Raw genomic sequence first — 12,777 nt, 5'->3', positions numbered from 1 at the left:
TTCAAGTTTCGAAGTCAATAGGCCAAGTCATGTGAGTTTTCAGCCACGACTCTCCGGACTTGGGTTAAAGAGTTGAAGATTCTTGGGAGCGCAGGTGAAGGCCTGTGTAGGTGACACGCATCAGCGGAGGCGCTGGGAGATGACCTTCGACACACCATCGCCCTGCATGGACACGCCATAGAGGGCGTCGGCGATCTCCATCGTCCGCTTCTGGTGCGTGATCACGATCAGCTGCGAGGTCTCCCGCAGCTCCTGCATGATCCGGATCAGCCGTTGCAGGTTGGTGTCGTCCAGCGCCGCCTCGACCTCGTCCATGACGTAGAACGGGCTGGGCCGCGCCTTGAAGATCGACACCAGCAGCGCCACGGCGGTCAGCGACCGCTCACCGCCGGAGAGCAGGGAGAGGCGCTTGACCTTCTTGCCCGGCGGGCGCGCCTCGACGTCGACGCCCGTGGTGAGCATGTGGTCCGGGTCGGTCAGCACCAGCCGTCCCTCGCCGCCCGGGAAGAGCCGGCCGAACACGCCCTCGAACTCGCGGGCGGTGTCGCGGAACGCCTCGGTGAAGACCTGCTCGACGCGTTCGTCGACCTCCCTGACGACCTGGAGCAGGTCGGCACGGGTCTTCTTCAGGTCCTCCAGCTGCTCGCTGAGGAACCGGTGGCGTTCCTCCAGCGCGGCGAACTCCTCCAGGGCGAGCGGGTTGACCTTGCCGAGCTGCTGGTACGCCCGCTCGGCCGCCTTCAGCCGCTTCTCCTGCTCGGCCCGGACGAAGGGCCGGGGCCGGTTGCGCGGGTGCTCCGGATCCTCCGGGAGCTCCTCGCCCTCGGCGGGGGGCGCGGGCGGCACGAGCCGGTGCGGGCCGTACTCCTCGACCAGCCCCGCCGGTTCGACACCCAGCTCCTCCAGCGCCTTCGTCTCCAGCTGCTCGATGCGCAGCCGCTTCTCGGCACCGAGTACCTCGCCGCGGTGCACCGAATCCGTCAGCTTGTCGAGCTCGGCCTTGAGGTCGCGCCCTTCGGCACGGGCCCGGGCGAGTTCCTGCTCACGCTGCGCCTTGGCGGCCTCGGCGGCGGCGCGTCCGGCGTCCGCGCGGGCGAGGGAGACCTCGACGTGCGCGAGCAGCCGGCGGGCGCCGGCGGCGACGGCCGCGGCGACGGCCGCCTCGTGCCGCAGCCGGGCCCGCCGCCGCTCGGCACGCGCGCGGGCCTCGCGTTCCGCGCGGGCGGCCCGGTCGAGCGAGTCGGCCCGCCCGGCGAGGCCCTTGACCCGCTCCTCGTGCGTACGGACCTGGAGGCGGGCCTCCATCTCGGTCTGGCGGGCGTTGGCGCCGTCGGCGGCGAGCCGGTCCCGTACCGACGTGTCGGGCTCCTCCTCGACCGGCATCTCCTCGGCGACGGCGAGCCGTTCGGCGAGCTCCTCGGCCTCCTGGCGGGCCTGGTCGAGGGCCTCCTGCGCCCGGGCCGCCGCGGCGGCGGAGCGCTCGGCCTCCTCGGCGGCGCCCCGCGCCCGGCCGGCGAGCCGCCCGAGCTGCTGGGCGACGGCCGACTTCTCCCGCTCGGCGGCCCGCCGCCGCTCCCCCAGCTCCTCGACGAGCGCGGCGCACTCCGTGCGCCGCTCGGCCGCGGCGGCCTGCGCCCCGGCCAGTTCCTCGCACCGCACCGCCAGCTCCGCCAGCTCGGCGGCGGCCTCGTCCACCGCGGCCTGGACCTCCAGCAGGCTCGGCGCCCCGGCGGAACCGCCCTGCGCGAAGTGCGCGCCCAGCACGTCGCCCCCGGCGGTGACGGCGGTCAGCCCGGGCCGCGCGCGCACCAGGTCCTCGGCGTCCTCCAGGGTGTCCACGACGACGATCCCGCGCAGCAGCCGTCGTACGGCGGGCATGAGTTCGGCGGGGCCGCGCACCAGGTCGGCGGCGTACGGCGGCCCGTCGGCGGGTGCCTCGCGCGGTGCGTCACCGGGGGCGCCGGCGAGCAGGAGGGCGGCGCGGCCCGCGTCCTGCTCGCGCAGCAGCCGGATGGCGTCGGCGGCCGCGGACGGGCCGGTCACCACGAGGGCGTCGGCGGCGGCGCCGAAGGCCGCGGCGAGGGGGACCTCGTATCCGGGCGCCACGGTGAGCAGTTCGGTGGCCGGGCCGAGCAGACCGGACAGGCGGTCCCGCGCGGCGAGCAGCGCGCCGGTGCCGTCCTTGCGGCGCAGGCCCATGGCCAGGGCGTCGTGGCGGGCCTGGGTGGCGGCGCGTCCGCGTTCGGCCGCGGTGGCCGCCTCGCGGGCGGCGGTGAGGGCGGCCTCGGCCTCGGCGAGCCGCCGTCCGGCCGCCGCGTGCCGCTCGGCCAGTTCCGTGTCGCCGGCGTCGAGGCCGTCGACCTCGGCCTTCAGCGCCTCGTACTCCTCCTGGGCGCGGACGGCGCGTTCCCGGGCCTCGTCACGGGCGGCGGCCAGCCGGTCGATCTCGGCCTGGGCGGCGGCGGCGCGCGAACGGGCCGCGCCGACCTGCCCCTTCAGCCGGGCCAGGCCCTCGCGACGGTCCGCGATGGCGCGGGCGGCGTCCCTCAGGCGCCGCTCCTCCTGGGCGAGTCCGCGTTCCAGTTCGGCGCGGTGGGCGACCGTGTCCTCCAGGGCGCGCCGGGCCGCCTCCAGAGCCGCTTCGAGCTCGGCCTCCTGCTCGCGGACGCGGGCGGCCTCGCGCTCCAGGTCCTCCGGGTCGCGGCCGCGCCGCTCCTCGACGGGCGCGGAGGTGGCGCTCCGCACGCGCGCGTCGGCCAGCGAGACCGTGCCGCGCACCCGCTCGGCGAGCTGGGAGAGCTCGTACCAGGTCCGCTGGGCGCGCTGCAGGCGCGGGGCGAGCCGGCGGACCTCGTCCTCCAGCAGGGCCTCGCGCCGCAGCGCCTGCTCCAGCTGCTGCTCGGCGGCTTCCTTGCGGGCCTTGAGCGCGGCCTCGTCGGCGATCTCGGCCCGGAGCGCTTCGCGCAGCCGCACCAGGTCGTCGGCCAGCAGCCGCAGGCGGGCGTCGCGCAGGTCGGCCTGGATGACGGCGGCCCTGCGGGCGACGGCGGCCTGCCGGCCGAGCGGCTTGAGCCGGCGGCGCAGTTCGTCGGTGAGGTCCTGCACGCGCGCGAGGTTGGCCTGCATCGCGTCCAGCTTGCGCAGCGCCTTCTCCTTGCGCTTGCGGTGCTTGAGGACGCCGGCGGCCTCCTCGATGAAGGCGCGGCGGCCCGTCGGGTCGGCGTGCAGCACGGAGTCGAGCTGCCCCTGGCCGACGATGACGTGCATCTCGCGGCCGATGCCGGAGTCGGACAGCAGTTCCTGGATGTCGAGGAGCCGGCAGGTGTCGCCGTTGATCTGGTACTCGCTGCCGCCGTTGCGGAACATGATCCGCGTGATGGTGACCTCGGAGTACTCGATGGGCAGCGCGCCGTCGGAGTTGTCGATGGTCAAGGACACCTCGGCGCGGCCCAGCGGCGGGCGGCCGGTGGTGCCGGCGAAGATGACGTCCTCCATCTTGCCGCCGCGCAGCGACTTGGCGCCCTGCTCACCCATGACCCAGCTGAGCGCGTCCACGACGTTGGACTTGCCCGAGCCGTTCGGGCCGACGACACACGTGATCCCCGGCTCGAACCGGAGGGTGGTCGCCGAGGCGAACGACTTGAACCCGCGCAGGGTCAGGGCCTTGAGGTGCACGCCGTCGGACTCTACTCTGCGGGTCCGGCCCACTCCACGAACCCGCGGTTTCGCCGCTGAACAGGCAGGGCACACCAAACGTTAAAGAGAGTGAAAGGATGCGCGGAGCAAGAAAGAAGGGACGCCGAGGCGTCCCTTGCAACTCTGACACATGAGCGGTCGTACGGACGGCCCGACCACTGCTTGTGCTTTTGTGGAGCGGTGCAGTGATCAGGTGAGCGCAGGCTCCGCCTGGTGTGCGTCAGCGCTCTCCATGATCCTGTCGTGAGAAGCGGCAGCCGCCAGCGCGTCGTTCTCCGCCTGGATCCGTACGAGCTCGGATTCCAGGTCCTGGACGCGCTGCTGGAGCCGTCGCATCTCGGCGAGGAGTCGAGGGTCGGAGCCGCCGACGTAACCGAGAAGCGCCTTTGCCATGATGGATGGTCCTCCACAATGAGTGACCGACCGATGCGGTGTGGGTCGTGAGGGATTCGCACCCGGAGCGCCTGGCACTGTGGAGTTGTGCTGCCGTTCATTCATGCCAAACAGTCAAGGTGCGCGGGCTTTCAGCGTCTCACCAAAAAGTTTGACGGTCAACACGATCACGCCCTGTACGGGCGGGCAGCCCGGGGGCGCGCGGCCGGAAACGGCGGCGCTGCGACTCCTGCGGGGCCCTCAGGGCGTGGCGATCATCTTTGCGTGTGGAGCCTGCCACGGCAAGCGGTTCTCCGCAATCACCAGGACGTTTTCGCTCCGGGTGGCCGCCGGGGGAAGGCGCGGCGGCTCCCGGCCGCCCGCCCGGGGGCCCGGGATCAGCGGACGGCGAAGCCGTCGTAGCCGCCGCGGGGTGTGTCCCAGATCTCGGTGACCCCGTCCACGCGGCCGGGCGTGTCGTCGCCGCGGAGCCACTCCAGAAGCCCTTCGCAGCGCTCCCGCGGGCCCTCCGCGACCACCTGGACCCGCCCGTCGGCCAGATTGAGAGCAAAACCACTCAGGCCGCCGATCTCCAGGGCCCTGGCCCGGGTGAACCAGCGGAAACCCACGCCCTGGACATGTCCGCGCACCCAGGCGACCAGCCGTGCATCCTCGCTCATGAAGGCAACCTAACGGGCCGAAGTCCCTGCGGGCACTTCCTTCACCGGTGCCATGCGGTACCGTCCCCACCCGATGAATCCCCCCACGGAACTCACACGTTCGAGCGAGTTCCGTGACTTCGATCGATCACCGAGGACGAGTCGACCGCGAGACCGCCGGACGAGGAAGGCCAGGACATGGGACGCCACCGACGCTCCGCCGCCGGCCACGCCACAGGGGTCATACGGACGCCCGGCTCCACCCCGGGGGACCACGGCCCGCTGGACTCGTACGCGGGTGACCGCCCCGCCGGTGGCATCGCTCCCCGCCTGAACCCCGAGGCGTACGCCGGGACCCGCCCGGAGGACGGGACCCGCCTCTTCGCCGCGGACGGGGACCACGGCCGCCTCCCGGTCGGCGAGACCGCCGCCTCCCCGGACCACGCCTTACCGGGAACCGCCGCCGGGGGCGGCGGCTTCGTCCCCGGCGGCGGCTCCCGGCGCGCCGGCGCGCACCGCCGCGGGAAGAAGGCCGCGGCGCCGGTGCGCACCGGACTGCTCGGCGTTTCGGCGGCGGTCGCCCTCGGCGCGGTCGCGGTGTCCACCGGTGTGGTGCCCGGTCTCGACAGCTACAAGCTCGGCGGCGTCCCCGGCGCCGCCGGCGGCGTGCAGGCGCAGGACTCGCCGGCCGGTCTGCCGACCGAGCAGGGCGGCACCTCCGGCAGCGCCGGCGACACCGGGGAGGCCGGAGTGGCCGACGGGCGCGGCGACGCCTCCGCCGGCCGGAGCCCCGACAGCTCCGCCTCCCCCTCGGCGTCCCCCGCGGCCCCGTCGGCCACTGCGGCCGAGACGCCGTCGCAGAAGCCGAAGACGCCCTCCACGGCCCCCGGCGAGCAGCCGGCGACGACGCCGGCGCCGCCCGCGCGCACGGTCACCCAGACGCCGGAGCGGTCCGGCGCTCCCGCGGCGGCGTCCGCGGAGTCCGCCGCCGAGGCCCAGGTGCTCGGTCTCGTCAACGAGGAGCGGGCCAAGGTGGGGTGCAGCCCGGTCACCGCGAGCAGCGCGCTGGCGGAGCTGGCCGGGGACTTCAGCGACGCCATGGCCGAGCAGGGCTTCTTCGACCACACCGACCCCAGCCGCGCGACGCCGTGGGACCGGGCCGAGCGGGCCGGCATCAGCAACCTGGGCGGGGAGAACATAGCCCGGGGCCAGACCGACGCGGTGGCGGTGATGGCGGCGTGGATGAACAGCCCGGGGCACCGCGCGAACATACTGAACTGCGATTTCAGGACGCTGGGCGTCGGCGTGCACTTCGGTGCGGGCGGCCCTTGGTGGACGCAGGACTTCGGCTACTAGACCCGGTCGTCGCCTTCCCGCCGCCCGCCCGCGGGGCGGGCGACGCGGCGTCGGGTGCGGGCTCCCGGCGTGCCGGCCGGGAGCTCTCGCCCCGGTCGGGCGTACTCGGGCTCTCGGCCGGTGCGGGGAGCGGACGCCCGTGCGGTGGTGGAGGGCGCGGCGGGGCGAGCGTCGCCTGCCGGGGAGCACCGGCGCCGGTTCCGGGCGGCTCTCCCCCGTCCCGGAGGGGAGCCGCCCGTCCGTCGTCGGCCGCCCGCGCTCACGCGGCGGTCGCGGCCCGCCCGTTCGCGAACACCCGCGCCGTCCGGGCCACCCGGCGCCCCAGGTGCTCGGCCGTCGCGATGTCGGCCTTGTGGACGGCCTCCGGGCCCTCGTCGACGTTGGTCTGGGCGGCGGCGCCCGCGAAGACGCCGAGGCGGTTGAGGTCGGTCTCGGCGGCCGTGCTGCTGTTCCAGCCGGGCAGCAGGCCGAGGTTGACCCAGTGCATGCCGAGCTGCGCCGCGAGGATCTGGAAGAACTGCAGGGTGTGCAGCTTGTCGCCGCTCTTGGAGCCGGAGTTGGTGAAGCCGGCGGCCAGCTTGTCCTTCCAAGCCTGGGTGGCCCAGCGCGCCGACGTCGCCTCGGCGAAGGCGTGGAAGGCCCCGGATGCGGTGCCCATGTAGGTCGGGGAACCGAACACGATGGCGTCCGAGCCGTCGAGCGTGGCCCACTGCTCCTCGGTGATCTCGTCGACCTTGATCAGATGGACCTCGGCGCCCGCCTCCGCGGCACCGGAGCGGACGGCCTCGGCGAGGACGGCGGTGTGGCCGTAGCCGGAGTGGTAGGCGATGGAGACGACGACAGGGGTGGTCACGGTTCTGCACTCCTTGGGGAAACGGGAAAGCACGGGAAAGCACCGGAAAGCACGGCGGAAGGCGGGGAACGCGCCGGGACGGCGCGCACGCCGACTCGGCAGCACTGCAAAAAGGAAAGCACTAACTTCTGGTTAGTGCAACCTGTTGGTTAGCGCTGCGTTCGCGTAGGCTTGAGGCATGGACGTCACCCAGGAGCGCGCGGAGGAGCGGAACCTCCCCTACAACGTGTTCGCCAAGGCGTGCCCCTCGCGCGGCACGCTGGAGCACGTCACGGGCCGCTGGGGCGCGCTGACGCTCGGCGCCCTGCACGAGGGCTCGCTCCGCTTCAACGAGCTGCGCCGCCGCGTCGACGGCGTGAGCGAGAAGATGCTGTCCCAGACGCTGCACGCGCTGGAGCGCGACGGCCTGGTGCACCGCGAGGCCCAGCCGACCAACCCGCCCCGCGTGGACTACGAGCTGACGCCGCTGGGCCGGGGGGTGGCCGAGCGGCTGCTGGCGCTCATCCGGTTCGTGGAGGACAGCATGGACGACGTCCTGTCCGCCCGGGAGCGTTACGACGCCACGCGCGGCGCCCGCTGACACTTCGGGCAGAAGTGGCTGGACCGGTTCATCCAGGGACGCCGGCGCATCGGCGTGGCGCACCGGCGGCAGGGCCGCCCCTCGCGGCCGTACGCGTCCAGGGAGCGGTCGAAGTAACCGGACTCGCCGTTGACGTTGACGTACAGGCTGTCGAAGCTGGTGCCGCCCACGGCGAGGGCCGCGTTCATCACGTCCCGGACGTGGCCGAGGAGTTCGAGGGTGCGGGGGCGCGTGAAGGTGGCCGTGGGACGCTCGTAGTGCAGACGGGCACGCCACAGGGCCTCGTCCGCGTAGATGTTGCCGACGCCGCTGATCAGTGACTGGTCGAGCAGGGCGCGTTTGATCGTGGTCCGCTTGCGGCGCAGCGCCAGGTGGAACGCCTCGTCGTCGAAGAGCGGGTCGAGGGGGTCGCGGGCGATGTGCGCGATGACGTCGGGCAGGCCGTCGGGGGTGGTGTCGTGCAGGGACAGGCCGCCGAAGGTGCGCTGGTCGACGAAGCGGAGCTCGGTGCCGAGGTCGTCCGCGAAGCGGATCCGGATGCGCAGGTGCTTCTCGTCGGGCGCCGTCCGCGGCTGGACCAGGAGCTGGCCGCTCATGCCGAGGTGGGCCAGGACCGACTGGCCGGTGTCCGCCAGGGGCAGCCACAGGTACTTGCCGCGACGGCTGGGGACACCGACGCGGTGGCCCTTGAGGCGGTGCGCGAAGTCGTCGGCGCCGGCGACGTGCCGGCGCACCGCGCGCGGGTGCAGCACCTCGGCGTCGGCGACGGTGCGGTGGGCGATCCACCGTTCCAGGCCGCGCCGGACGACTTCGACCTCGGGCAACTCGGGCATGGGGCTCTCCCGTCCGCACCTGTATGGCCCGAACCTGCCTGTCAGGGCCGTCGTATGGCTTTCCCGCCCATGTGGGCGGGGCCGGCCGGCTTCCCCGGGCCGTGCGTGCCGGCGGGGGCCGTCCGAAGGGCCGAGCGCCCGTCCCGGTGCGGGGACGGGCGCTCGGTGCGTTCCTCGCGTCAGGCGGAGGGCGACGGCGCGTCGGCGTTGCCCTCGGCGACGGCTCGCGCCGCCCCGGCCTCGGCCTTCTCGACCACCTCGGTGGCCTCCGCGGCCGCCTTGGCCCGCTCGTCCGCCGCGGCGCGGATGGACCGCCAGGCGGACTCGGCGGCCTGCTGCTCCGCCTCCTTCTTGCTGCGGCCGGTGCCGGTGCCGTACGAGACGCCCCCGACGCGGGCGGCAGCAGTGAAGGTCTTCTCGTGGTCGGGACCGGTCTCCGTGACCAGGTACTCGGGCACGCCGAGCCCCTCGGTCGCGGTGAGTTCCTGGAGGGACGTCTTCCAGTCCAGGCCGGCACCGAGGTTCGAGGACTTCTCGATCAGCGGGTCGAACAGGCGGTGCACCAGTTCCGCCGCCGAGTCCAGGCCCTGGTCGAGATAGACCGCGCCGATCACCGCTTCCAGGGTGTCGGCGAGGATGGACGCCTTGTCCCGTCCGCCCGTGCCCTCTTCACCGCGGCCGAGCCGGATGAAGGAGCCCAGGTCGAGGCTGCGCCCCACCTCCGCCAGCGCGCGCGAGTTCACCACCGCGGCCCGCAGCTTGGCCAGCTGGCCCTCGGGCAGGTCGGGATGGATGCGGTACAGCGTGTCCGTGACCACCAGGCCGAGCACGGAGTCCCCGAGGAACTCCAGCCGCTCGTTGGTGGGCAGACCGCCGTTCTCGTACGCGTACGAACGGTGGGTCAGGGCTCGCACCAGAAGGGCGGACTCGACCTTGTAGCCGAGCCGCCCTTCCAGAAGCGTGTGGGACGAGGCCTGGTTGTCCGCCGGTCCCCCGCTCACGCGGGGAGATTGCTTCTTAGGCGTGGACACAGTGCCTCTCACCAGCCGCTCAGACCTCGAGGACCTGGCGCTTGTTGTAGGTGCCGCACGACGGGCACGCGATGTGCTGCAGCTTCGGCTCGTGGCAGCGCTCGCACGCAACCAGGGTGGGGACCGCAGCCTTCCACTGCGACCGGCGGTGGCGCGTGTTGCTGCGCGACATCTTCCGCTTCGGAACAGCCACGGCTACTTCTCCTGCTTCTCGTCGACGCCCGGTTCGGCGCCGCTCGTCTCGTCCTTGTCGCCGGCCTTCATGGTGTCGGCGAGTCCCTGCAAAGCCGCCCAACGGATGTCGACGGCGTCGTGGTGGTGGTCCGGGTCGTCCGCCAGCCGCGCCCCGCACTCGGGGCACAGGCCGGGGCAGTCTTCCCGGCACACCGGCTGCATCGGCAGTGCGAGCACCACCGCATCACGCAGCACGGGTTCGAGGTCGATCAGACCGTCCTCGACAAAGAGCCTGTCCTCGTCGTCCTCGGCGTCGTCGCCGGGTTCCGCAACGGGGCGGCCCCGGTCGTCGGCGTCAGGGTACGAGAACATCTCCTGGAAGTCCGCTTCGACATCGAGCTGAAGCGGCTCCAGACACCTTACGCACTCCCCCTCGGCCGTGGCACGGGCGGTGCCTGTGACGAGCACCCCTTCCATGACCGATTCGAGCCGGAGGTCGAGTTCCACCGGAGCGCCCTGCGGCACCCCGACGACCCCCTGGAGACCGAAGTCCGCGGGAGCCTCGACCGTGCGGGTCAGGCGCTGCAGCGCACCGGGCCGCCGACCCAGCTCGTGCGTGTCGAACACGAGGGGGTTGCGGTGGTCGAGGCGGGCGTTCAGAGCCATTCCTGCTTTCGTTCTTCGAGCTCAGAGGGACGCCGCCGTTCGGTGTTCCCGGGCAGCGTTGATCGCGGACGTACTCGCGACCGAACAGCCAGGATACTGGACCTTTCGCCGACGGCCCAATCCGGCGGCCGGTCTACTGGCCGCGGCCCTGTTCGTAGGCCCTCAGCTGCTCGGCGCTGATCATGCTGGTGTCGAAGAGGCTGGTCTCGTCCAGGGCGTGCGCCTGCGGCTGGGCGTATCCGTGGTGGCTCTGGGGGTCCTGCTGGGCCTGCTGCGGGTCGTAGGCCGCCTGCTGGGGGTCGTAGCCCTGGAAGGGGGCGCCGGCCTCCGGGGCGTAGCCGGAGGAGTACGGGTCCGCCTGCTGGTAGCCGTACGCGTCCTGCCCGCCGTACGCGGGCTGCTGGTAGCCGCCGTACGGGTCCTGCTGCGGGTCCTGCTGCGGGTAGTCGTAGGCCGGGGCGGGTTCCCGGGCGGGCCGGGCGGGCTGCTGGGCCGGGGTCTGCGCGAGGGCCGCCAGGTCCGCCAGGTAGTCCGCGTCGCTGGAGTGCTGGACGGTGGTGGTGTCGTCGGCGAGGGCGCCCAGGTCGTCGGTGGCGATCCGGCCGTGCAGCTTCTCCCGGCCGCGGCCGACCGCCTCCAGGGTCTTGGCGAGGACCGCCTCGAAGGCGCCGAGCTTGGCGTCGACGTACGCGTCGGCGGTGCGGCGCAGGGTCTCCGGGTCGTGGCTGCGCTCGGGGGCGTCCTCGTCCTCGTAGCCCTGGTCGTCGAGGCCCGGGCCGGTGCCGAGCAGCTTCTCGCGGCCGCGGCCGACGGAGCCCAGGGTCTTGGTGAGGACGACCTCGAAGTTGGCGAGCTTGGAGTCGACGTACTCGTCGGCCTCGGCGCGGATCTCCTCGGCCTCCTGGCGGGCCTCGGCGAGGATCCGGTCGGCCTCGGCCTGGGAGCGGCGGGCGACCTCGGTGCCGGAGATCAGGGAGCCGCGCTCGGCGTGCGCGCTCTGGATGATCCGCTCGGCCTCCTGGCGGGCCTGGGCGACCAGCTGCTCGCGGTCGCCGATCAGCTCCTGGGCCTGGGCGAGGGAGTCGGGCAGCGCGGCCCGCAGCTCCTCGAGCATCGAGAGCAGCTCGGCGCGGTTGACCACGCACGAGGCCGACATCGGCATCGACCGGGCACCGGAAACCACCGCGACGATCTCGTCGAGCTTCTTCTGCACGTCCACCGTGTGCTCGCCACTCTCTACAGCTGTGTTGGAGACGGACGGGACGACTGTACGGCCCCGGGGCGGCCGGGGGACACCGGGTGACGGTCCGCCGGCCTCCGGACGGCCCCGACGGGCGGGGTCAGCCGTGCCCGAGCTTCTTGGCGAGGGCGTCCAGGACCGCCTCCGGCACCAGGTGGGAGACGTCGCCGCCCCAGGTCGCGACCTCCTTGACCAGGGAGGACGACAGGAAGCTGTAGGTGGGGTTGGTGGGCATGAAGAGGGTCTCCACGCCCGAGAGGCCGTTGTTCATCTGGGCCATCTGCAGCTCGTAGTCGAAGTCGCTGACCGCCCGCAGTCCCTTGACGATGGCGGGGATCCCCCGCTGCTTGCAGAAGTCGACGAGGAGGCCGTGGAAGGACTCGACCCGGACGTTGTCGTACTCGGCGGTGACCTGGCGGATCAGGTCGATCCGCTCCTCGATCCCGAACAGGCCCTTCTTCGACTGGTTGATCATCACCGCGACGTAGACCTCGTCGTACAGCCTGGAGGCGCGGGCGATGATGTCGAGGTGTCCGTTGGTGATCGGGTCGAACGACCCGGGACAGACGGCGCGGCGCACTTGTGATCCCTCGCTCTCCGGTCCGGTCATCGTGCGTCTTCGCACGTAGAGGCGGCGCGACCGTACCAAAACGTTCCCTCGCCGTAGCGACGGGCCCGGATCGCCTCGAACCCCTCCGGCCACCGGAACTCGCCCCCTCTGGTGCTGCGCTCCACGGTGACGAGGGCCTCCTGCGCGAGCCACCCCTGCGAGCGGAGTGTGAGCAGGATCTCCCGGAGATCGTCGTCCGAGACGGCGTAGGGCGGGTCGAGGAAGACGATGTCGTACGGCCGGCCGGGGGGCGCCGCGCGGACGACCTGTTCCGCCCGGCCCGCCCGGACCTCGGCGCCGGGCAGGCCCAGCGCCCCGACGTTCGCGCGGACGGTGCGGGCGGCCCGGGCGTCGGCCTCGACGAGCAGGACGTGGCCCGCGCCCCGGGACAGCGCCTCCAGGCCGACGGCGCCGGAACCGGCGTACAGGTCGAGGACCCGCTCGCCGTCCAGGGGGCCGCCCAGCAGGGACTGCCAGGTGGAGAACAGGCCCTCGCGGGCGCGGTCGGAGGTGGGGCGTGTGCCGTTCCCCGGCGGAACGGCCAGACGGCGTCCACCGGCCCGGCCGGCGATCACGCGGGTCATCTGTGGGTCCTTGTCGGTGTGCTGTCGGTGTGCTGCCGTGTGCTCGCACGGCGTGCCCGCCGGGCGGCGGCCCGGGGCGGCGGGCCGCCGCGACGGCTTCGCACGGCGGCCGTCTCCAGTCTG

General features: G+C 73.1%; 13 protein-coding genes. 2 read left to right on the top strand and 11 right to left on the bottom strand.

Annotated features, from left to right (window positions below):
• Positions 1 to 120: 120 nt before the first annotated feature.
• The 3 genes from smc to ABD363_RS16860 form a co-directional block, all read right to left on the bottom strand.
• Positions 121 to 3,675: a chromosome segregation protein SMC gene (gene smc / locus ABD363_RS16870; RefSeq protein WP_344604244.1), complete on the bottom strand. Its 3,555-nt coding sequence runs from the start codon at positions 3,673 to 3,675 to the stop codon at positions 121 to 123.
• 210 nt (positions 3,676 to 3,885) lie between these two features.
• The gene (locus ABD363_RS16865; RefSeq protein WP_344604242.1) at positions 3,886 to 4,089 is read right to left on the bottom strand and encodes a hypothetical protein; all 204 of its coding nucleotides are present in this window, start codon (positions 4,087 to 4,089) and stop codon (positions 3,886 to 3,888) included.
• 377 nt (positions 4,090 to 4,466) lie between these two features.
• Positions 4,467 to 4,748, bottom strand: coding sequence for an acylphosphatase (locus ABD363_RS16860; RefSeq protein ID WP_344604240.1), 282 nt, complete (start codon positions 4,746 to 4,748; stop codon positions 4,467 to 4,469).
• A 177-nt stretch (positions 4,749 to 4,925) separates the two neighbouring features.
• Here ABD363_RS16860 and ABD363_RS16855 point away from each other — a divergent pair, with 177 nt between their 5' ends.
• Positions 4,926 to 6,083, top strand: a complete 1,158-nt coding sequence (locus ABD363_RS16855) for a CAP domain-containing protein (protein WP_344604238.1) — start codon at positions 4,926 to 4,928, stop codon at positions 6,081 to 6,083.
• A gap of 259 nt (positions 6,084 to 6,342) precedes the next feature.
• Here the strand turns inward: ABD363_RS16855 and ABD363_RS16850 are convergent, their stop codons facing one another.
• A complete protein-coding gene (locus ABD363_RS16850; protein ID WP_344604236.1) occupies positions 6,343 to 6,936 on the bottom strand; it encodes a flavodoxin family protein in 594 nt (197 codons plus the stop codon).
• Positions 6,937 to 7,114: 178 nt separating this feature from the next.
• Between ABD363_RS16850 and ABD363_RS16845 the strand changes: the two genes are divergently transcribed.
• Entirely contained in the window at positions 7,115 to 7,516 is a 402-nt protein-coding gene (locus ABD363_RS16845; RefSeq protein WP_344604235.1) for a winged helix-turn-helix transcriptional regulator, read from the top strand.
• Here ABD363_RS16845 and mutM read toward each other — a convergent pair.
• From mutM to rsmD, 7 genes are all read right to left on the bottom strand, one after another.
• Entirely contained in the window at positions 7,489 to 8,349 is an 861-nt protein-coding gene (gene mutM, locus ABD363_RS16840; protein ID WP_344604232.1) for a bifunctional DNA-formamidopyrimidine glycosylase/DNA-(apurinic or apyrimidinic site) lyase, read from the bottom strand. The two genes, ABD363_RS16845 and mutM, sit on opposite strands and share 28 nt — an antisense overlap.
• A 179-nt stretch (positions 8,350 to 8,528) precedes the next feature.
• Complete coding sequence (gene rnc, locus ABD363_RS16835) at positions 8,529 to 9,392, bottom strand: ribonuclease III (RefSeq protein WP_344604230.1); 864 nt, start codon at positions 9,390 to 9,392, stop codon at positions 8,529 to 8,531.
• A gap of 7 nt (positions 9,393 to 9,399) precedes the next feature.
• On the bottom strand, positions 9,400 to 9,573 hold the full coding sequence (rpmF, locus tag ABD363_RS16830) for a 50S ribosomal protein L32 (RefSeq protein ID WP_007493396.1): 174 nt from the start codon (positions 9,571 to 9,573) through the stop codon (positions 9,400 to 9,402).
• Positions 9,574 to 9,575: 2 nt separating this feature from the next.
• Positions 9,576 to 10,220 carry a YceD family protein gene (locus ABD363_RS16825; RefSeq protein WP_344604228.1) on the bottom strand — a complete coding sequence of 215 codons (645 nt, stop codon included), beginning with the start codon at positions 10,218 to 10,220 and terminating at the stop codon, positions 9,576 to 9,578.
• Between the two features lie 133 nt (positions 10,221 to 10,353).
• Entirely contained in the window at positions 10,354 to 11,439 is a 1,086-nt protein-coding gene (locus ABD363_RS16820; RefSeq protein ID WP_344604226.1) for a F0F1 ATP synthase subunit B, read from the bottom strand.
• 121 nt (positions 11,440 to 11,560) lie between these two features.
• Positions 11,561 to 12,040: a pantetheine-phosphate adenylyltransferase gene (coaD, locus tag ABD363_RS16815; protein ID WP_344604359.1), complete on the bottom strand. Its 480-nt coding sequence runs from the start codon at positions 12,038 to 12,040 to the stop codon at positions 11,561 to 11,563.
• A 26-nt stretch (positions 12,041 to 12,066) separates the two neighbouring features.
• Positions 12,067 to 12,654, bottom strand: coding sequence for a 16S rRNA (guanine(966)-N(2))-methyltransferase RsmD (gene rsmD / locus ABD363_RS16810; protein WP_344604224.1), 588 nt, complete (start codon positions 12,652 to 12,654; stop codon positions 12,067 to 12,069).
• Positions 12,655 to 12,777: the final 123 nt, after the last annotated feature.

Origin of the sequence: Streptomyces glaucus, assembly GCF_039533365.1 — a bacterium.
GTDB lineage: Bacteria > Actinomycetota > Actinomycetes > Streptomycetales > Streptomycetaceae > Streptomyces > Streptomyces glaucus.
Note: the sequence above shows the minus strand (reverse complement) of the source record. Positions and strands in the feature narration are given on the sequence as shown.